The 18,875-nt window shown below is 66.6% G+C and carries 19 protein-coding genes; 12 read left to right on the forward strand and 7 right to left on the reverse strand.

All coding sequences use genetic code 11. From position 1 onward, the window contains the following. The first annotated feature begins 2 nt into the window (after positions 1 to 2). On the forward strand, positions 3 to 203 hold the full coding sequence (bsaP, locus tag Q7514_RS20575; protein WP_330135117.1) for a biotin synthase auxiliary protein BsaP: 201 nt from the start codon (positions 3 to 5) through the stop codon (positions 201 to 203). Positions 204 to 252: 49 nt separating this feature from the next. Here the strand turns inward: bsaP and Q7514_RS20580 are convergent, their stop codons facing one another. Together Q7514_RS20580 and Q7514_RS20585 are read right to left on the reverse strand one after the other, a co-directional pair. Further along, on the reverse strand, positions 253 to 771 hold the full coding sequence (locus Q7514_RS20580; protein ID WP_330135118.1) for a nuclear transport factor 2 family protein: 519 nt from the start codon (positions 769 to 771) through the stop codon (positions 253 to 255). Next, the gene (locus tag Q7514_RS20585) at positions 768 to 1,670 is read right to left on the reverse strand and encodes a TIGR03619 family F420-dependent LLM class oxidoreductase (RefSeq protein ID WP_408016150.1); all 903 of its coding nucleotides are present in this window, start codon (positions 1,668 to 1,670) and stop codon (positions 768 to 770) included. Before Q7514_RS20585 ends, Q7514_RS20580 begins: the two co-directional genes overlap by 4 nt. Positions 1,671 to 1,987: 317 nt before the next feature. On the opposite strand from Q7514_RS20585, the gene Q7514_RS20590 reads away from it, so the two are divergent. Further along, on the forward strand, positions 1,988 to 3,661 hold the full coding sequence (locus Q7514_RS20590) for an AMP-binding protein (RefSeq protein WP_330135120.1): 1,674 nt from the start codon (positions 1,988 to 1,990) through the stop codon (positions 3,659 to 3,661). A 29-nt stretch (positions 3,662 to 3,690) separates the two neighbouring features. Here Q7514_RS20590 and Q7514_RS20595 read toward each other — a convergent pair whose 3' ends face one another. After that, complete coding sequence (locus Q7514_RS20595; protein WP_330135121.1) at positions 3,691 to 4,125, reverse strand: nuclear transport factor 2 family protein; 435 nt, start codon at positions 4,123 to 4,125, stop codon at positions 3,691 to 3,693. A gap of 146 nt (positions 4,126 to 4,271) precedes the next feature. Between Q7514_RS20595 and Q7514_RS20600 the strand changes: the two genes are divergently transcribed. Genes Q7514_RS20600 through Q7514_RS20620 form a run of 5 tightly spaced genes read left to right on the forward strand, consistent with a single transcriptional unit; the run spans position 4,272 to position 9,103 of the window. Continuing rightward, positions 4,272 to 5,438 (forward strand): acyl-CoA dehydrogenase family protein, encoded by a 1,167-nt coding sequence (locus tag Q7514_RS20600; protein WP_330135122.1) that lies wholly within the window; start codon positions 4,272 to 4,274, stop codon positions 5,436 to 5,438. Further along, positions 5,435 to 6,373, forward strand: a complete 939-nt coding sequence (locus Q7514_RS20605; protein ID WP_330135123.1) for a bifunctional MaoC family dehydratase N-terminal/OB-fold nucleic acid binding domain-containing protein — start codon at positions 5,435 to 5,437, stop codon at positions 6,371 to 6,373. The genes Q7514_RS20600 and Q7514_RS20605 overlap by 4 nt, the downstream gene beginning before the upstream one ends. Further along, positions 6,373 to 7,485 carry an acyl-CoA dehydrogenase family protein gene (locus tag Q7514_RS20610; protein ID WP_330135124.1) on the forward strand — a complete coding sequence of 371 codons (1,113 nt, stop codon included), beginning with the start codon at positions 6,373 to 6,375 and terminating at the stop codon, positions 7,483 to 7,485. Before Q7514_RS20605 ends, Q7514_RS20610 begins: the two co-directional genes overlap by 1 nt. Beyond that, the gene (locus Q7514_RS20615) at positions 7,482 to 7,925 is read left to right on the forward strand and encodes a MaoC family dehydratase (RefSeq protein ID WP_330135125.1); all 444 of its coding nucleotides are present in this window, start codon (positions 7,482 to 7,484) and stop codon (positions 7,923 to 7,925) included. The genes Q7514_RS20610 and Q7514_RS20615 overlap by 4 nt, the downstream gene beginning before the upstream one ends. Next, positions 7,925 to 9,103, forward strand: a complete 1,179-nt coding sequence (locus Q7514_RS20620; protein WP_330135126.1) for a lipid-transfer protein — start codon at positions 7,925 to 7,927, stop codon at positions 9,101 to 9,103. The genes Q7514_RS20615 and Q7514_RS20620 overlap by 1 nt, the downstream gene beginning before the upstream one ends. A 74-nt stretch (positions 9,104 to 9,177) precedes the next feature. On the opposite strand, the gene Q7514_RS20625 is transcribed toward Q7514_RS20620, so the two are convergent. Then, entirely contained in the window at positions 9,178 to 10,125 is a 948-nt protein-coding gene (locus Q7514_RS20625) for an aldo/keto reductase (RefSeq protein ID WP_330135252.1), read from the reverse strand. Positions 10,126 to 10,193: 68 nt separating this feature from the next. Beyond that, a complete protein-coding gene (locus tag Q7514_RS20630; RefSeq protein ID WP_054714491.1) occupies positions 10,194 to 10,904 on the reverse strand; it encodes an NUDIX hydrolase in 711 nt (236 codons plus the stop codon). 83 nt (positions 10,905 to 10,987) lie between these two features. Between Q7514_RS20630 and nadA the strand changes: the two genes are divergently transcribed. From nadA to Q7514_RS20650, 4 genes are all read left to right on the forward strand, one after another. Beyond that, the gene (gene nadA / locus Q7514_RS20635; RefSeq protein WP_330135127.1) at positions 10,988 to 12,019 is read left to right on the forward strand and encodes a quinolinate synthase NadA; all 1,032 of its coding nucleotides are present in this window, start codon (positions 10,988 to 10,990) and stop codon (positions 12,017 to 12,019) included. After that, positions 12,016 to 13,590 (forward strand): L-aspartate oxidase, encoded by a 1,575-nt coding sequence (locus Q7514_RS20640; protein WP_330135128.1) that lies wholly within the window; start codon positions 12,016 to 12,018, stop codon positions 13,588 to 13,590. The genes nadA and Q7514_RS20640 overlap by 4 nt, the downstream gene beginning before the upstream one ends. A 1-nt stretch (position 13,591) precedes the next feature. After that, positions 13,592 to 14,458, forward strand: coding sequence for a carboxylating nicotinate-nucleotide diphosphorylase (gene nadC, locus Q7514_RS20645; RefSeq protein ID WP_330135129.1), 867 nt, complete (start codon positions 13,592 to 13,594; stop codon positions 14,456 to 14,458). A gap of 216 nt (positions 14,459 to 14,674) precedes the next feature. Further along, positions 14,675 to 16,093: a WS/DGAT/MGAT family O-acyltransferase gene (locus Q7514_RS20650; RefSeq protein ID WP_330135130.1), complete on the forward strand. Its 1,419-nt coding sequence runs from the start codon at positions 14,675 to 14,677 to the stop codon at positions 16,091 to 16,093. A 7-nt stretch (positions 16,094 to 16,100) separates the two neighbouring features. On the opposite strand, the gene Q7514_RS20655 is transcribed toward Q7514_RS20650, so the two are convergent. Continuing rightward, a complete protein-coding gene (locus Q7514_RS20655) occupies positions 16,101 to 16,460 on the reverse strand; it encodes an Rv2640c family ArsR-like transcriptional regulator (protein WP_330135131.1) in 360 nt (119 codons plus the stop codon). Between the two features lie 95 nt (positions 16,461 to 16,555). Here Q7514_RS20655 and Q7514_RS20660 point away from each other — a divergent pair, with 95 nt between their 5' ends. Further along, positions 16,556 to 17,023: an ArsI/CadI family heavy metal resistance metalloenzyme gene (locus tag Q7514_RS20660; RefSeq protein WP_330135132.1), complete on the forward strand. Its 468-nt coding sequence runs from the start codon at positions 16,556 to 16,558 to the stop codon at positions 17,021 to 17,023. 142 nt (positions 17,024 to 17,165) lie between these two features. Here the strand turns inward: Q7514_RS20660 and Q7514_RS20665 are convergent, their stop codons facing one another. After that, positions 17,166 to 18,833: an MFS transporter gene (locus tag Q7514_RS20665; protein ID WP_330135133.1), complete on the reverse strand. Its 1,668-nt coding sequence runs from the start codon at positions 18,831 to 18,833 to the stop codon at positions 17,166 to 17,168. Between the last annotated feature and the right edge of the window lie 42 nt (positions 18,834 to 18,875).

Consider the following 18,875-nt stretch of genomic DNA (forward strand, 5'->3'; position numbering starts at 1 on the left):
GCATGTTCGATCCCTTCACCGGTGCCGCGACCACCGCCGGCGACACTGCGGAGCTCCCCGCAGCCGCCCGACTGGGCCTCGAACCGCCACGCTACTGCGCCCGGTGCGGACGGCGGATGATCGTGCAGATCGCCCCGGACGGATGGTGGGCGCGGTGTTCACGGCACGGCACGATCGACTCGTGGCGTGACGAGGAACGCTGAGCACCGCAGCGCGGTGACGCCGAGACCGACCGAACGACCCGGTACGAACTCAGTGTCGGTTTGCGATCCTGGACCGCAGGTGCGCCAGCACGTCCGATTCGTCTCGGCTGCCGCGCGGACCGACCGCTTCCGGCGAGGTCATTCGGCCGGCGTCCGAGCGGGTCCATTCCCGTACCGCCCACCGTTCGGCGATCGCCCACCGTCCCTGCCGCCGTTCCATCAGGTCGACGAACCGAGCGCCGCTGGTGAAATCGCCGCGATCAGGGTGGCCCCAGTGTGTGTTGGTGGAATATGCCTCGCTGATCGCGACGTCACCGAACAGTTCGACGAGATGGTTGCCGACGTGGTGCATCGTGCCGCCGAGCACCTCGAGTCTCGGCTGTACCCAGGCGATGTACTCGTCGACGTTGCCATCGAAACCGGTGTGGTGATCGATACCGTCCGGGTGATAGCAGTCGTGCACGAGAGCGAAGTCGAGTCGGTCGATGCCGCGGCAGTACCGCAAGACCACCTCCCGGATCTCCTGCTTGTCGAGCAGATCCTGTAACGCTCGCGACGTGTCGGTCACGGTCTGTCCTCCTCGAGTCCGACCATCCAGTCGAGCAGTGACTGCACGCGGTCGGATGTGATGTCGAATGCCGTCGGTCGGAACACCACAACGGTCGCGCCGTGCGCGTGCCACTCGCGGGCCCGATCCGCGGTGGCCGACAGATCGACTTCGCCGGAACGGTCGCGGACCGGTGTCACCGACACCTGGATCCTGATGGACTCGGGGTCACGCCCCTGCTCCGAGAAGCATTGCCGGAGCAGGGCGACAGACTCGGGAAAGGTCGTCATGTCGGTCGGGTTGACCGTCCAGCCGTCTGCCACCCGGGCGATCCGTTCGAAGTTGCGCCGGCTCGGGCCGAACCCGAACAACACCGGCACGCGAGGTTGCACCGGTAGCGGGTACGAGTGGAAATCTTCGAACGAATAGCCGCGTCCTGTGAACGCGGCCGGTGGCGGCTTCCACAGTTCCCGGCACGCCGCGACGGTCTGCTCCATGCGGCTGAATCGAGCATCGAACGGCATACCCGTCGCCGTGTACTCGGCCTCCTGCCAGCCGACACCCATCCCGATCGCGACCCGACCGTCCGAGAGTGCATCCAAGGTGGCGATCTGCTTGGCAAGCAGAACTGGGGGACGAAGTGTCGCAATGAGCACCGAGACCCCGAGCCGGGCCCGCCGGGTCACTGCCGCAACCGACGACAGCAGCGAGATCGGTTCGAACCACGGGTGGTCCAGTGCGAACATGAAGCCGTGGGTGGCGACCCGCTCCGAGTGCGCGTCCGCAGTGAAGCCGAGGTGATCGCCGGTGGAGATCAGATCGATTCCTGCCCGGTCGGCTTCGGCGGCCAGGTCCAGCACCGACCGGATCCGTCCGTCGTAGAGCGCCTCCGCGCCGAGGAGGTTGAGCCCGACTTCCAGCCTGCTCACCGCGCGTGCATCCTATGCGTCCCGCGGCCGGGATCGATGCTGTACCTCGATGGATCGGTGGAGACGTCCAATGTCGGAACCCTTCTCGCATACTCGGATTTCCGCGAAGGATCACACGGGTGCAGTTCCGCACGGAAGCTACTTCCACTGAACGGGACCGGCCCGGATCCCGTTCCGTGGGCTGACTAGCGTGCGGTGTCTACGGGCATCCACGGGCATCCACGGGCATCCACGGTGAACGGGGCCGTAGCCCGAGAACCCGCTGGTGGTGCGTCACGACTGCCGCACCACACAAGCCGAACGCAGGAGTGAAGTTGGAACGCGCGACGATCGCCGAGATGTTGCTCGACCGGCTCGGGGACGAACATCTCGGCACCCGGACCGGGGAACGGGACTGGACCTGGGACGAGACGATTCGTGAAAGCGCGGCGCGCGGCGCGTTGGCTGCGTCGCGGCGGACAGAAGGGCCGTTCCACATCGGGGTGCTGCTCGAGAATGTCCCCGAATTCTTGTTCTGGCTCGGTGGCGCCGCATTGAGCGGTGCAACTATCGTGGGGATCAACCCGACGCGTCGTGGTGCGGAACTCGAAGCCGAGATCCGCTACGTGGATTGCCAGCTCATCGTGACCGACATCGACGGCATGGCGAAACTGCGGGGACTCGACCTCGGCCTCACCGAGGACCGATTCGTCCTCGTCGACGATCCGGCCTACGCCGAGACCGTGGCAGCGCACCGGGTCGAGGAGCCGGCCGCGGACCCGTCGATCGACGATTCGTCGCTGTTCCTGCTCCTGTTCACATCGGGCACCACGGGTATGTCGAAGGCGGTGCGCTGCAGCCAAGGTCGGCTTGCGCGGCTGGCGTATGCGAACTCCGCGAAATACGGGCATGTGCGCGAGGACGTCGACTATTGCTGCATGCCGCTGTTTCACGGCAACGCGCTCATGGCGCTGTGGGCGCCCGCACTGGCGAACGGCGCCACCATCTGCCTGCCGCATGCGCGCAAGTTCTCGGCCTCGGGTTTCCTGCCCGACGTGAAATACTTCGGCGCAACGTTCTTCACGTACGTCGGCAAGGCGCTGTCGTATCTGATGACGACCGAGGAACGTCCCGACGATATCGACAACACCCTCGTGCGTGGATTCGGCACCGAGGCGTCCCCCGAGGACAAGGCCGAGTTCGTCCGCCGATTCGGGGCGCAGCTGTTCGAAGGCTACGGCTCCTCCGAGGGCGCCGGTTCGGTGAAGCTCGACCCGGAGGCGCCCGAGGGGGCGCTCGGCCGACCCGCGCACGACGATGTCGCCGTCGTGGACCCGGAGACCCGTGTCGACTGTGTCCGCGCGAAGCTCGACGAGCACGGCCGAGTCCTGAATCCGGACGAAGCGATAGGCGAGATGATCGACAAGGGCGGCGCGAAGCGGTTCGAGGGGTACTACAAGAACGAGCAGGCCATCGCCGACCGGATCAGACACGGCTGGTACTGGACCGGCGACCTCGGCTACATCGACGAGGCCGGCTTCATCTACTTCGCCGGCCGGAAGGGTGATTGGATCCGCGTCGATGGGGAGAACACTTCCGCGTTGATGATCGAACGGATCGTGCGTCGACATCCGAAGGTGATTGCGACCGGTGTGTATGCGGTACCGGACCCGCGCTCCGGCGATCAGGTGATGGCGGCGATCGAGGTCGCAGACCCCACGGATTTCGATCCGGTCGAATTCGCCGAGTTCCTTGCCGATCAGGACGATCTCGGAACCAAATCAGCGCCCCGGCTGCTGCGCGTGTCGACCGATCTTCCGGTGACCGGATCGAACAAGGTGCTCAAGAGGGAACTGCAGGCCCACGCGTGGCGGTGCGACGAGCCTGTGTACCGCTGGGAAGGACGAGGCGCGCCCGACTACGTCCTGATGTCGGAGGAGGACAAGGACGAGCTCGAAGCGCAGTTCGCTGCGTCCGGGCGGCAGCGGTTCCTCAACGACTGACGGACACGGCTACGGGCGGACGGCCGGGCTCAGAAGCCGGGCACAGTGACGGCATGGTCCTCGATGTAGTCGACGACGAGTTCTCGTCGCGCGATCTTCCAACCGTCGTCCACCCGCCTGTAGTCGTCTCGGTAGCGGATGGCGATCGCGTTGTCGCGCATGCCGTCACGACTGCGATACAGGTGATGCGCCAGGCAGTAGACCCACCCGGTGGCGTTGTCACCGGCCACATCGAGAACCTGCTGGTGTACGGCGTGATGGGTGGAATGCAGGTGTGCGGTGCCGTCGAGCACGACCGCGACGATCGCCTCGGCACCGACCGTGATCACATTCTCGGTGCCGCGGGTCACTGCGGGAGGCTGGACGAATTCGGCGTCCGCGGTGAACAAGGAGGCCAGAGCGGCACGGTTTCGATCATCGACCGCGAGCGCATAGCGGCCGGCCAGATCCGACGGGGTGTTCATGGCGACGAGTATGCAGTCATCGGGTCTGCAGCCGGCCGCTGAACCCGCTCAGCGGAATCTACCGCTCAGTGAGACCGGGTGGGACCTGATGCGGACACGTCTTTAGCGTCCGAGTTCCGCGGATGGCGATGAATGGGAGAGCACCGATGGAGTTGAGAGAGTCGCCGGCGCAGCTGGAGTTGCGACGGGAATTGCGCGCGTATTTCGCGGGCCTGCTGCCCGAGGAGAAGCGGCGTAAGGCCGGTGAGCAGGGTGTGGGCGGCGAGTATTTCCGCGAGGTCGTCACTCTGCTGGGTCGGGACGGCTGGCTGGGTATCGGCTGGCCCACCGAGTACGGCGGGCAGGGCCGTTCCATCGAGGAACAGTTCGTGTTCTTCGACGAGGTGCAGCGCGCGGGTCTGCCGTTCCCGTTCGTCACCGTCAACACGGTCGGCCCGACACTGATGAAGTACGGCACCGACGAGCAGAAGAAGCGCTTCCTGCCGGGCATCCTGGCAGGCGACATCGTCTTCGCGATCGGCTACACCGAGCCCGAGGCCGGCACCGACCTCGCCTCGCTCGAGACCCGCGCCGTCCTCGACGGCGAAGAGTTCGTGGTCGACGGCAACAAGGTCTTCACCTCCGGCGCCAACACGGCCGACTACGTGTGGCTCGCGTGCCGCACCGATCCTGAGGCTCCCAAGCACAAGGGCATCTCGATCCTGGTCGTGCCGACCGCCGATCCAGGTTTCTCGTGGTCGCCGATCGACACCGTCGGCGGACTGATGGTCACTTCCACGTATTACAGCGGCATCCGGATCGGTGCCGAGAACGTGATCGGTGACATCAACGGTGGCTGGCAGCTGATCGCCGCGCAGCTCAACCACGAGCGCGTCGGCCTCGCCGCGATCGGCGGCCGCACCTACGGCCTGTGGCACCAGACCCTCGACTGGGCCAAGGAGTACGGCGTCATCGAGATCCCCTGGGTGCAGCAGGAATTCGCGCGCACCCACGCGAAACTCGAGGCCATGCGTCTCCTGAACTGGAAAATGACCGCGGCCGTGGCCGCGGACACGCTCTCCGGCGCGGATGCGGGCGCCACCAAGGTGTACGGCACCGAAACTCACATCGACGTCTACCGCACACTGCTCGCGATTCTCGGGGCGGCCGGACGGATCCGGCCGGAGTCGCCGGGCGCGCTGCTGGCCGGTCAGATCGAACAGATCTCCCGTCAGGGCATGGTCAACACCTTCGGCGGCGGTGTCAACGAGGTCCTGCGCGACATGGTCGGCACGATGGGTCTCGGGCTCGTGCGTGAGAAGAGGACCAAATGAGCGAATCCCTCAGCGAACTCGAGGCATTCGAGGGAAAAACCCTCGTCCCCACGACGTGGGGCCCGGACGAGGTCAACACCCCGATGATCCGGCACTGGGTCGAGACCATGGGCGACACCAACCCCATCTACCTCGACGACGACGCCGCCCGCGCCACCGGACGCGACGGTGCCGTCGCGCCCGCACTCATGACGCAGGTGTGGATCATGCGCACCTTCGCCGACAAGATGGCGAACAACGATCCGTCCCAGGTGTGGACGGATCTGATCGCCACGCTCGACGGTGCCGGATTCAGCTCTGTCGTCGCCACCGACTCCGACTTCGAGTTCTTCACCGAGCTGCGTCCCGGCGACCGGGTGTCGTTCACCGAGGTGATCGAGGACATCTCCGGAGAGAAGTCCACCGGACTCGGTGTCGGACATTTCGTGACCACCCTCAAGACCTATCGCAACGGTGATGACGAGGTCGTCGCGACCCAGCGGTGGCGCACGCTCCGCTTCCGGCCGAAGGCCGTCGAGAAGCCCACGGGATTGCGCCCGCGCCCGGCGCTCAACGCCGACAACGCCTTCTGGTTCGAGGCTGCCAAGGAACACCGCCTGGTGATCCAGCGCTGCACGGCCTGCAGCACCCTGCGGCACCCCACCGGACCGATGTGCGGTCAGTGCAGGTCGCTCGAGTGGGACACGGTCGACGCGTCGTGTCGTGGCCACGTCTACAGCTTCGTCGTCAACCATCATCCGCAGATCCCCGGCTTCGAATATCCACTGATCGTGGCAACCATCGAACTCGACGAGGGCACCCGCCTGATCGCGAACATGACCGGTGTGACGCCGGACGAGGTCGAGATCGGCATGCCTGTGGAACTGGACTGGATAGACGCCGACCCGGATCTGACGCTGCCCGCGTTCCGTCCGGCCGCACGGGAGGAGTACTGATGGATTTCGACTTCAGCGAAGAGCAAGAGACGATTCGTGGCCTCGCCCGCGACGTTTTCACCGGCTGCGCCGACATCGACCGGGTCAAGCAGGTCGAACGGAGTGACGAGCGCATCGATCGTGAACTGTGGCACGAACTGGTCAACACGGGTCTGCTCGGTATCGCGCTGCCCGAAGACCTCGACGGCGGTGGGCTCGGCCTGGCCGAGCTGTACGTTCTGCTCGAACAACAGGGTCGCCACGTCGCACCGGTACCGATCTGGCAGTCGGTTCTCGCAGCACTCGCGGTCGCCGAGTTCGGCACCGACGCCCAGCGCACCGCGCTGGTTCCCGGTGTCGCCGACGGCAGCAGCTTCCTCACGATCGGTCTCGAAGAGTTCGGTCCGTTCGTCGGGGGAGACCCGCGGACCACGGCCACGGAAGCCGATGGCCGGTGGATCCTGACCGGCGCCAAGGCCGTCGTCCCGATCACGCACGTCGCCGACCGTGTGATCGTTTCGGCGACCACGCCCACCGGCGCTGCGTTGTTCGTCGTCGACCCGTCTGCGCCGGGTGTGTCGGTGGAACAGACACAGTCCACCAACTGGGAGATCTGCGGCAACCTCGTGTTGGATCGGGCTCCTGCGGAGGTGCTCGGTACCGCCGACGGCAGCACCGCGCAATGGTTGCTCGACCGGGTCGAGCTCGCGCTCGCCGCACTCGCGCTCGGCGTCGGCTCCGGAGCCGTCGCACAGGCCGTCGCATACCTCAACGGCCGCTACCAGTTCGGACGTCCGCTCGCGACCTTCCAGGCCGTCAACCACCAGCTGGCCGACTGCTACATCGATCTCGAGGCGATGCGTGTGACGCTGTGGCAGGCCGCGTGGCTGCTCGCCGAGGGACACGAGCCCGGTACGTCCGTGCTCGTCGCCAAGTGGTGGGCCACCGACGGTGGCCAGCGAATCGTGCACCGTACCACCCACGTCCATGGCGGCATGGGCGTCGACACCGACTATCCGGTGCACCGGCACCTGCTGTGGGGCAAGCAGATCGGTGCCACTCTCGGCGGCTCGGCGTCCGATCTGGCGCGCCTGGGTGCGCAGCTCGCGGCCGGTGTCGAGGTGGTCGCATGACCGCCGCCGTCACTGTCCCAGGCCGTAGCTACGACGACATTGCAGTCGGCGAGGTGTTGCCGGAGCTACCGATTCCGCTGACCCGCACGCTGATCGTCGCCACCGCGATCGCGACCCGCGACTTCCAGGACGTCCATCACGATCCCGAGTCGGCGCGCGAGCGCGGCTCGAAGGACGTCTTCATGAACATCCTCACCAGCAACGGGCTGGCCGGCCGGTTCGTGACGGACTGGGCGGGTCCCCGCGCGACGGTGCGCCGCGTGACGATCCGGCTCGGCGCGCCGAACTACCCGGGCGACACCATGACCATGACCGGCGAGGTCGTCTCGAAAGACAACGGTCTCGTGGAGGTGAAGGTCCAGGGCGCGAACAGCCTCGGCAACCACCTCGCGGGTTCGGTGACCGTCGCCTACCTCGCGAGTGAAGGGAAGGAAGCCTGATGGCCGTCAGCCCGCTCTCGGGTGTCGCCGCGATCGTCGGTATCGGTGCGACCGAGTTCTCGAAGAGATCCGGTCGCTCGGAATTGCAGCTCGCGTGCGAGGCGGTTGTTGCTGCGCTCGCCGACGCCGGGATCGACCCGTCCGAGGTCGACGGCCTGACGACCTTCACGATGGAGACCAACGGTGAGATCCTCGTCGCTCGCAACTGCGGCCTCGGTGAGCTGAAGTTCTTCTCGCGTATCGGCTACGGCGGTGGCGCGGCGTGTGCGTCGGTGCAACAGGCGGCGATGGCCGTGGCGACCGGTGTTGCGGACGTCGTGGTGGCCTATCGGGCGTTCAACGAACGCTCCGGTATGCGCTTCGGCGCGGGCCAGCACGACCGTCCGATGGATTCGACCGCGGACCGTGCCGCGTACGCGTGGCTGACCCCGCAGGGCCTGGCGACCCCCGCTCAGTGGGTCGCGATGTTCGCCCGGCGGTACATGCACCGGTTCGGAGCGACGAGCGAGGATTTCGGCCGGGTTGCCGTCGTGGCGCGAAAGCATGCCGCGAACAACCCCGCCGCGTGGTTCTACGGCAAGCCGATCACGCTGGAAGATCACCAGAACTCCCGGTGGATCGCAGAGCCGCTGCATCTGCTGGACTGCTGCCAGGAGACCGACGGCGGGCAGGCGCTCGTCATCGTGTCCGCCGAGCGTGCGAAGGATCTGCGCAACAGGCCCGCGATCATCAAGGGTGCGGCGCAGGGCAGCGGTAAGGATCAGCACATGATGACGAGCTACTACCGTCCTGACATCACCGGCATTCCGGAGATGGGTCTGGTCGGCCGCCAGCTCTACGCCCAGGCCGGCCTGACACCGGACGACATCGACGCCGCGATCCTCTACGACCACTTCACGCCCCTGGTGCTTCCGCAGCTCGAGGAACTGGGTTTCTGCGGAGTCGGCGAGGCCAAGGACTTCATCCGCGAGGGCAATCTGGAGATCGGCGGACGGCTGCCGAGCAACACGCACGGCGGCCAGGTCGGTGAGGCGTATCTGCATGGAGTCAACGGCATCGCGGAGGCGGTGCGGTTGCTGCGGGGCACGTCCACCAACCAGCCGGCACGCGTCGAGAATGTGATGGTCACGGCGGGAACCGCGGTTCCCACCAGTGGGCTGGTTCTCGGTGCAGTCTGATCCGGATCAACACCGGAACGGCAGTCCCCGCGGGGACCGACATCAGTGGTCGTCGCGGGGCTGCCGTATCGTTCCTACGCCTCGACGGCGTTCGACAGAGAAGTGAGGCGGTCGGTTTCGAGGTCGGTGAGAACCAGCCTCGTCGAGTCGAGTAGCGCCGGAAGCTGCTCGATGCGGCTGGCGCTCGCGATCGGCGCGACGATGCCGGGACGCCGTGACAGCCACGAGAGCGCCACCGTGGGGATCTCTACGGCGTGGGCGGTCGCGATCTCGGCGAGAGCGTCGATCACCGCGAGCCCGGCCTCGGAGAAGTACTGCGACGCCATCCGTCCGCGAACCCCGGCATCGAGATCCTCCGACGTCCGGTACTTGCCGGTGAGGAACCCTGCGGCGAGTCCGTAGTACGGCAGGACACCCAGGTCGTGCTCGGCAACGAGCGGGGCGTACTCCTGTTCGTACTCTGCGCGATGCACCAGGTTGTAGTGCGGCTGCAGCGACACGGGCCGCGCGTAGCCGCCCTCGTCTGCAATCGCGAGCCACTCGGCGACGCGCGCGGGGGAGTAGTTCGACAGGCCGACGTAACGGACCTTGCCGCTTCGGACGAGTGCGTCGAACGCCGCGACTGTCTCGTCCAGTGGCGTCTCGGGGTCGTCCGAGTGCGCGAAGTACAGGTCGATGTGATCGGACTGCAGACGTTTGAGAGATGCGTCGGCGGCGGCTGCGACATTCTCGGGCGCCAGGCCCCTGAAATCGGGGTGATGGGCAACCTTGGTCGCCACCATCATTTCGGAGCCGATGCCGCGAGCAGCCTTCCAGTTTCCGAGGATGGTCTCGGATTCGCCGCCGGAGTTGCCGGGGGCGAAGGCGGAGTACGAGTCGGCGGTGTCGACGAAATTACCGCCTGCGGCCATGAACGCGTCGAGGATCTCGAACGAGGAGGTCTCATCCGCTGTCCAACCGAGCGTGTTGCCGCCCAATGCCAGAGGGTGGATATCGAGCTCGGAATTTCCGATTGTTGCCACTGCGCTCCCGTCGTCGGCATGATGTTCCACGCGCACCTTACTCCCGGAGCGCCCGAACGCCGGCTCGGTCATCCCGGTGGGCGCAGCGCCGCGAATTCGTCCGTAACCCGCAGGCGGGAGTCGGTGAATCGATACAGTGCGGGTGGCCGGCCCCCGCTCTTTCCCGACGGTGCTGTGGTGCCGGTTCGGGTGAGGACCTCCCGCCGCGCGAGTACGCGTTGAAGGTTTGTGGCATCGACCTGGTAACCGAGTGCAGCGCAATAGATCTCGCGCAGGGTGGACATCGAGAACTCGGAAGGGGTGAGTGCGTATGCAATGTTGGTGTACGACAGTTTCGCGGCCAGACGGGCGTGTGCGTTGGCGACCATGATCCTGTGATCGAACGACATCTCGGGCAGATCTGCTACCGGGTGCCACGTCGTGTCGTCGGGTAGTTGCGGGTCGGACGTGATCGGCACCAGGCCGAGGTAGGTCGACGCGATGGTGCGGGCGCCGGGCACCCGATCCGGAGCGGAGAACACCGAGAGCTGCTCGAGGTGCGCCACTTCGCGCACGTCTACCTTCTCGGCGAGCTGGCGTCGCGCCGAGGATGTGAGGTCCTCGTCGTCGCGGAGTCGGCCGCCGGGCAGGGACCAGGTCCCCGCCTGGGGGTCGAGGGCGCGTTGCCATAGCAGCACGCCGAGTTCGGGAGCATCTCGGGGGGTATTCGAGGTGTCGGAGAAGTGGCGAACCTGGAACACCACGATGAGCACTTCGTGACCGGTGTTACTATATGGCATGTTTTCGACCCTAAGTCGAAAACCCCGAGAACGGAAATCCGAGCACAGCCCGCCCGGATTGCACTCCACGAAGGAGCAACGCCATGACCACGACCGAGTGGGCGGGAACCGCCGCAATCGTCGACGGACCGGGTGGCTACTCCGGCATCGAGGCGACGCCGGAGTGGGCCGACGAAGTTCGCAGGCTTGCCCGCGAGCAGAACGCGACACTGCTTGCGCACAACTACCAATTACCTGCCATTCAGGACATCGCCGACCACGTCGGAGACTCCCTGGCACTGTCGCGCATCGCCGCGGAGGCCGAAGAGAGCACCATCGTGTTCTGCGGGGTGCACTTCATGGCGGAAACTGCCAAGATCCTCAGCCCGGACAAAACCGTGCTGATCCCCGACGAGCGTGCGGGGTGCTCACTGGCGGATTCCATCAACGCGGATCAGCTGCGTGAGTGGAAGGCCGACCACCCCGACGCCGTCGTCGTGTCGTACGTCAACACCACAGCCGAGGTGAAGGGCCTGACGGATATCTGCTGCACGTCGTCGAACGCCGTCGACGTCGTCGCCTCCATCGCCCCCGACCGCGAGGTGCTGTTCCTTCCCGACCAGTTCCTCGGCGCACACGTCAAGCGCGTCACCGGCCGCGACAACATCCACATCTGGGCCGGTGAATGCCACGTGCACGCGGGTATCAACGGCGAGGAGCTCGCCGCGCAGGCCCGCTCGCACCCCGACGCCGACCTGTTCGTCCACCCCGAATGCGGATGTGCCACGTCGGCGCTCTACCTCGCCGGTGAGGGATTCGTTCCCGACGACAAGGTCAAGATCCTCTCGACCGGCGGCATGATCGATGCTGCGCGCGCAACCGGTGCCAAGCAGGTGCTGGTGGCCACCGAGGTCGGGATGCTGCACCAGCTGCGCAAGGCCGCACCGGGTATCGACTTCCAGCCGGTCAACGAGCGCGCGTCGTGCCCCTACATGAAGATGATCACCCCGGCCGCGCTGCTGCGCTGCCTCCGTGAGCGCAAGGACGAGGTCCACGTCGACCCGCAGGTCGCGGAGCGGGCCCGGCTGTCGGTGCAGCGGATGATCTCCATCGGCAATCCGGGCAGCGGCGAGTGACGCCCACCGTGAGCGTCGGGGTGAGCTGGGAGGCGCACACCGACCTCGTCGTGGTCGGCGGCGGCGTCGCCGGTCTCACGGCAGCACGTGCCGCGTCGCGACGGGGCCTGCAGGTGCTCACGGTGAGCAAAGGCGGTCCCGCGGATACCGCGACGCAATATGCGCAGGGTGGCATCGCCGTGGTCGCGCCGACGGGCGACAGCGTCGAATCCCACGTCGCGGACACGCTCGCCGCGGGCGGCGGGCTCTGTGACGAGGATGCCGTCCGATCGATCGTGGCTGCAGGACCGGCCGCGATCGCGGCCTTGACCGATCTCGGAGCGGTCTTCGACCGCGGGCGTGACGGCGTCGTGGCCCGGACCCGCGAAGGTGGGCACAGCACCCGCCGGATCATCCATTCCGGAGGCGACGCCACCGGCGCCGAGGTGCAGCGTGCACTCGGAGCAGCCGGACTCCCGGTGCTCTTCGGTGCGGCGGTGGCGAGGGTCCTCACCGACGAGCACGGCGTCACCGGGGTACTCGTCCTCGACGAGCGCGGATTCGGCGTGGTCCACGCCCCCGCGGTCCTGCTCGCGACGGGCGGACTCGGGCAGCTGTACGCTTGCAGCACCAACCCCGCGGGGGCCACCGCGGACGGCATCGCCCTCGCGCTGCACGCCGGTGCCGTGGTCGCGGACATCGAGTTCGTCCAGTTCCACCCCACAGTGCTGTTCGCTGCCGGGAGCGTCGGGCGACGTCCGCTCATCAGCGAGGCGGTCCGCGGAGAGGGCGCGACCCTGGTGGATTCGCGCGGCCGGTCTGTCACCGACGGAGTCCACCCGCTCGGTGATCTCGCGCCGCGGGATGTGGTGTCCCGAGCGATCGCCGAACGTCTCGCCGCACTCGGTGACGACCATGTGTTCCTCGATGCCCGTCACCTCGAGGGTTTCGTGGAGCGTTTCCCGACCATCACCGCGTCCTGCGCGGAGGCCGGACTCGATCCCGCGAGTGATCTGCTGCCGGTCGCGCCGGCTGCGCACTATTCGTGCGGCGGCGTCGTCACCGATGTGCACGGCCGAACTGGGATACCCGGCCTGTACGCGGCGGGTGAGGTCGCGTGCACCGGACTGCACGGCGCCAACCGACTTGCGTCCAACAGCTTGCTCGAAGGCCTCGTGGCGGGGGAGCGAGCCGGCGCTGCGGCGGCCGGCGAACGCGGCGGTCTGCGAGTCGAAGCGCTCGACGCGACCGTTCCGGTGCTTCCGCGCCTCGACCGCACGGAGCTGCAGCGCGCGATGACGCGCGATGCGCTCGTCGTCCGCGACGAGACCGGTCTCCTCGCCGCAGGCACGACCCTGTCGGGCGCGAGCGCACGGTCGTGCGACAGCGTCACCGACCTCGAGGATGCCGCCCTCACCCTCGCTGCCCGAGTTCTCGTAGGTGCGGCCGTGCGCCGCACCGAATCCCGCGGATGCCACACCCGGCGGGACCATCCCACCCCGGATCCCGACCAGGCGTATTCCTTCGATCAGCGTCTGGGTGACGACGGAGAACTCGTCGTGATCACACCTCAACTCACAGGAGCGAACTGACATGGCCACCGTGCTGCCCGCCGGACTCGACGTCGACGAGACCCGCGCTCTCGTGCGACAGGCTCTCGACGAGGACCTGCGGTACGGGCCCGACGTCACAACCGACGCGACAGTGCCCGCAGATGCCGTCACCACCGCGACGATGGCTCCGCGGCAGGCAGGCACCGTCGCGGGACTGGACGTGGCGTTGCTCGTGCTCGACGAGGTGCTCGGTACCGACCACTACACGGTGCTCGGACGGGTCGAAGACGGACATCGGGTGGTGTCCGGCGAACCCGTACTCACGCTCGAGGCGCCCACACGCGGGTTGCTCACCGCAGAGCGGACGATGCTCAACCTCGTGTGCCACCTGTCGGGCATCGCCACCACCACGTCGCACTGGGTCGACGCGGTCGCGGGCACGGAGGCGAAGATCCGCGACAGCCGCAAGACCCTCCCCGGCATGCGGGCACTACAGAAGTACGCCGTGCGTGTCGGCGGCGGGGTCAACCATCGCATGGGGCTCGGCGACGAAGCGCTCATCAAGGACAACCACGTTGCCGCCGCCGGGTCGGTGGTCGCTGCGCTGCGCGCGGTGCGCACGCACGCCCCGGACGTCGCGTGTGAGGTCGAGGTCGACAGTCTCGAGCAGTTCGACGAGGTCCTGGCCGAGAACGTCGAATTGATCCTGCTCGACAACTTTCCGCTGTGGCAGACCCAGATTGCAGTGCAGCGCCGCAACACCCACGCGCCCGAGACGCGGCTGGAATCGTCGGGGGGCCTCACTCTCGAGGTAGCGGCGGACTACGCGCGCACCGGCGTCGACTACCTCGCCGTCGGCGCTTTGACCCACTCGGTCACGGTGCTCGATCTCGGCTTGGACATGTAGGACGTTCGGAAGAGGCAGAAACCTCGGACGTGAACCTCGGACGTGAACCTCGGACGTGCAGAAGCACAGGCATGTGTGAGGGCGCGGGCTCGTAGGTTCCGGTGGCGAAGCGGGAGACCATGACGTAGAACTACGAGTAGCCCTCGCGTGACCGCGGTCACCGGAGGTATCGGCGGGTCAGGGGGCTCGCCGCGTAGGGGAACAGAAGGACGACACATGCGGCTGCCGATGTCACCGACGGATTCGATGTTCTTGCTCGGTGAGACTCGCGAGCATCCGATGCATGTCGGCGGTCTCGTCATGTTCGAACCTCCGGAGGGACGCACAGCGAGCGATCTGCGGGAGATGTTCGTCGACGCCATCGCCCGCAGCGACGGTGAGGATGCTGCACCGTTGTGGCGTAAGCGGGCCGTGCGTTCGCCGGCCACTTTCGGTCAGTGGGCGTGGGAGGACGATCCGTCGTTCGATCTCGAATACCACGTGCGATTCACGGCGCTACCGCGCCCGGGATCCACCACCGAATTGCGTGAACTGGTGTCACGCCTGCACGCGCCGTTACTCGACCGCGCCCGTGCCCTGTGGGAGATGTACCTGATCGAGGGACTCGACGACGGCAGGTATGGGCTCTACATGAAGATGCATCACGCCCTCGCCGACGGTGTGGGTGCGATGCGGTTGCTCCGCCGCGCACTGAGTTCGGACCCCGACGAGACGGGAATGCCGGCGCCGTGGGCGGTCCCCGACACCTCGGACCCGCAGCGCTCCGTCGTCGGTGCCGCCATCGAGATGCCGAGCACTGCGATGCGCGCTGCCCGCGGGGTGATCTCGGAGGCGCTCGGTCTCGTGCCCACGATCATCGGGACCGTCGACCGTGCCATGCACGATCGGGGCGGGTCGTTGTCGCTCGCGGCGCCGCAGACGATTCTCAACGTGCCCATCGCGGGTTCACGGCGGTTCGCGGCGCGCGCCTGGCGGCTCGAACGCCTCCGGATGGTCGCCAAGGCATCCGATTCGACTCTCAACGACGTAGTGCTCGCGATGTGCTCGGGTGCGCTGCGCGCGTTCCTGGCCGAACGGGATTCACTTCCTGACGAGTCGCTCGTCGCGATGGTGCCCGTCGCCTTGCGGAACGGCAAGGACAGCGGGAACGACCTCGGTGTCCTGATGTGCTCGCTCGGCACCGATCGTCCCGAGACGGCGCAGCGACTCGCCGGGGTACGCACCTCGATGTCGGAGGGGAAGAAGTCGATGAGTGGGATGTCGACTGTGTCCCGCCTGGCTGCCAGCGCAGTCGGTGTGGCTCCGTTGGCGTTGGGTGTGCTGACCGGGAACCGTGTGCTGTCGCGTCCTGGGTTCAACGTCATCATCTCCAACGTGCCCGGCCCGGACACCCCGCTCTATTGGAACGGTGCCCGTGTGGACGCGGTGTATCCGCTCTCGGTTCCGCTCGACGGGCAGGCCCTGAATATCACGTGCACCAGTACCGACGGTCGGATTGCGTTCGGACTCACCGCTTGTCGTCGTACGGTTCCGGATCTCGGAACGCTGCTCGATCACCTCGATGCCGAACTCGTCGCGCTCGAACATGCCGTCGGGATCTCTCCCGGGGTGGATGTTGCCGAAGCCGGGTTCTGATCAGGCCTCACGTGCAGCAATTCGGGTCGAGCACCACGCGGAGTGCGTCCAGGGATTCGGCTCTGGCGCGGTGGTACACGTTCATCCCGCGACGCTCGGAGACGACCATGCCGGCTTTCCTGAGCTGACTCAGGTGGTGACTGACCGTCGACTCCGCGAGGTCCACTCCGGTGGCGAGATCACAGGTGCAGACTTCGCCCGCGCCGGCGGTGAGCAGGATCGACACGAGTCTGATCCGAGTAGGATCGGCGAGGGCTTTCAGTCGTAGCGCGAGGTGAAGGGCTGCCTCGTCGCTGATCGGTCCGGCGGAGACCGGCGTGCAGCAGATGGGCGAGCTGACATCGACGACGGGCAGTGCTTTCGGCATGGTCTCCACTCTACGCAGGGGTCTTGACTTATATCGAAAAGCGGCGCACCCTGACCTCGGCCGATAATTCGATATATGTAGAAAAGGTGATCGCCATGTCCCGAGCCCAGCTCGCACTCAACGTCGACGACCTGCAGAAGGCCGTCGTCTTCTACTCGAAACTGTTCGACGCCGAACCCACGAAAGTGAAGCCGGGATACGCAAACTTTGCGATCGCCGAACCTCCGCTCGAGCTGGTACTGCTCGAGAACCCCGGCGAGGGTGGCACGATCAATCACCTCGGCGTCGAGGTGGAGTCGAGCACGAAAGTCCACGACGAGATCGCGCGGCTCACCGGTGAGGGACTGTTCACCGACGAGGAGATCGGCACCACCTGCTGCTTTGCCACCCAGGACAAGGTGTGGGTCACCGGGCCGTCGGGCGAGAAATGGGAGGTGTACACGGTATTGGCCGACTCCGACACATTCGGGACGAGCCCGCAACACTTCGAAGACCCAGCTGCGGCAGGCGGCGACTGCTGTGCATCCACTGTGGACGAGACCTCCGGCGCGTCTTGCTGTTGACACCTCAGGCGACAGTCGAACGAGGCCCGGCCGGCATGGCCGGGCCTCGGGCGTGGTGGACAAGGATCAGGTGTCACCCTGCCCGCGTATGCCGTGGTGGTCCTCGTCTTATTCGCTGCTCCGTACTCAGGTGCAGGGTAATTCAGGCGCGGATGAGATCTCCGGGTTCGTCACCCGTGGTCACAGTCTCGTCCGGTCGATCGGCGTCATGACCGGTGTGTGCGCCGATACCACGCAGGCCGAACCAACTCAGAAGTGCGGCAACCAGTGCCGCCACGGAGACCACGACGAAGGCCTGGGTGAACCCTTGTCCGAGCGCTTCGAGTGCGAGTGGTCGAGCGGCCGATCCGGGCGCACCCGCCGGGAGGCTGTTGAGGGCGATCGGGCCACCCGCCTCGGCTGTCGCGCGGGCGGGTTCGAGTTCGCCGGAGGGCAAGGTCGAACCTGCCAGTGCCGACCCGAGGGCGTTGGCGGCGGTGCTGAGAGCGACGGCGCCCACCAGCACCGGGCCGAGTGCGAAGCCGAGATCACGGAGCAGATTCGTTGCAGCGCTGGCAGTTCCCGTCAGGTGCCGCGGGACGGAGTTGACCGCGCTCGAGGTCATCGGCGACAGCGTCAAGGCGAAACCGATACCGACGAGCAGCGACGGCAGGATGAATCCGGTGACGGATCGGTTCGTCACGTCGTTGTTCGATGCCAGCAATCCACCCGCGGCCATGGTGAGGAATCCGGCTGTGAGTAGCCCTCGCGAGGCGAACCGGTTCTGCAGGCGCGAGATCAGCGGGATCATCGCAAAGGCCGGTCCCTGGAGTAGCAGGAACAGCAGGCCGGTGTAGAGGGGATTCTGATGCTGGACCGGGCCGAGCCACATGCTCGTCGCGAAGCACGCGCCGAGAAATGCGAACATGCCGATGACGGCCACCGCAGAGGAGACGGTGAACTCCCGGATGCGGAAGAGCCTGAGGTCCAGTAATGGTGACGGAACGCGTATTTCGATGACCACGAATGCGACGAGGAAGGCGGCGCCGACGCTCAGCGCCCCCATCACGCGGGTGGAACTCCATCCTTCTTCGGGTCCCTGGACAAGTCCGAAGAGCACGAGAATCAGGCCGAGTGCGAAGGTGGTCTGTCCCCACAGGTCGGGGCGGCGCCCCTGCTGACGTTCGGAGTCCTGGGATTTCCACCCGGCCAGGGTCAACGCTGCCAATCCCGACACGGCCACCGCGACGTACGCGCCACGCCACCAGCCGAAGCCCGCGAGGATGCCTCCGAGTAGTGGTGATGCTGCGGAACCGGCGGAGAGGAATCCCGCCCACATCGCGATACCGCGGATGCGTTCCCGGCTCGTTTCGGCGACCGACGCAACGAGGGCGAGTGATGCGGGGAACACTGCGCCCGCGCCGAGGCCGTTGATCGCAGAACCGACCCACATCCACTCCACCGTCGGCGACACCGCGCACACGAGCGAGCCGATCATGACGACCCCCGCACCGCCGACCACCAATGAGCGGTGCCCGTACTTGTCGCCGAGGACGCCGAAAGTCAGTTCGAATACGACCACGGGAATCATGAATGCTGCGGTGATCCACGTCAGTTGCGACCCGACGGTGCCGAACGTCTCCTGGAATACGCCGTTGAGCGCGCCGGGAAGTGCATTCGCAATCTGCGCAACCATCACTGCCAGCGAGGCTGCGGCCAACGTGCCGCGAATACTGCGTACGGCCCGGCGTGTCAGTGGAGTTCGACTCGGTGGGTGCGTGGGTGATGTGTCGTTGATGTCGGGGTGCATGTGGCGGGGCTCCTTGAGCATGCGAGGGCGGTATCTGCTGTGATCCGCGCGACAAATATGGCA

Origin of the sequence: Rhodococcus artemisiae, from assembly GCF_036327795.1 — a bacterium.
GTDB lineage: Bacteria > Actinomycetota > Actinomycetes > Mycobacteriales > Mycobacteriaceae > Rhodococcus > Rhodococcus artemisiae.

Bases quoted from the DNA above. Each gene is read 5' to 3' on its own strand.
- Q7514_RS20595 (WP_330135121.1), bottom strand. From the start codon at position 4,125: ATGAACACCCCGTCGGATCTGGCCGGCCGCTATGCGCTCGCGGTCGAT.
- nadC (WP_330135129.1), top strand. From the start codon at position 13,592: ATGGCCACCGTGCTGCCCGCCGGACTCGACGTCGACGAGACCCGCGCT.
- Q7514_RS20620 (WP_330135126.1), top strand. From the start codon at position 7,925: ATGGCCGTCAGCCCGCTCTCGGGTGTCGCCGCGATCGTCGGTATCGGT.
- Q7514_RS20630 (WP_054714491.1), bottom strand. From the start codon at position 10,904: ATGCCATATAGTAACACCGGTCACGAAGTGCTCATCGTGGTGTTCCAG.
- bsaP (WP_330135117.1), top strand. From the start codon at position 3: ATGTTCGATCCCTTCACCGGTGCCGCGACCACCGCCGGCGACACTGCG.
- nadA (WP_330135127.1), top strand. From the start codon at position 10,988: ATGACCACGACCGAGTGGGCGGGAACCGCCGCAATCGTCGACGGACCG.
- Q7514_RS20650 (WP_330135130.1), top strand. From the start codon at position 14,675: ATGCGGCTGCCGATGTCACCGACGGATTCGATGTTCTTGCTCGGTGAG.
- Q7514_RS20655 (WP_330135131.1), bottom strand. From the start codon at position 16,460: ATGCCGAAAGCACTGCCCGTCGTCGATGTCAGCTCGCCCATCTGCTGC.
- Q7514_RS20600 (WP_330135122.1), top strand. From the start codon at position 4,272: ATGGAGTTGAGAGAGTCGCCGGCGCAGCTGGAGTTGCGACGGGAATTG.
- Q7514_RS20660 (WP_330135132.1), top strand. From the start codon at position 16,556: ATGTCCCGAGCCCAGCTCGCACTCAACGTCGACGACCTGCAGAAGGCC.
- Q7514_RS20665 (WP_330135133.1), bottom strand. From the start codon at position 18,833: ATGCTCAAGGAGCCCCGCCACATGCACCCCGACATCAACGACACATCA.
- Q7514_RS20610 (WP_330135124.1), top strand. From the start codon at position 6,373: ATGGATTTCGACTTCAGCGAAGAGCAAGAGACGATTCGTGGCCTCGCC.
- Q7514_RS20615 (WP_330135125.1), top strand. From the start codon at position 7,482: ATGACCGCCGCCGTCACTGTCCCAGGCCGTAGCTACGACGACATTGCA.
- Q7514_RS20605 (WP_330135123.1), top strand. From the start codon at position 5,435: ATGAGCGAATCCCTCAGCGAACTCGAGGCATTCGAGGGAAAAACCCTC.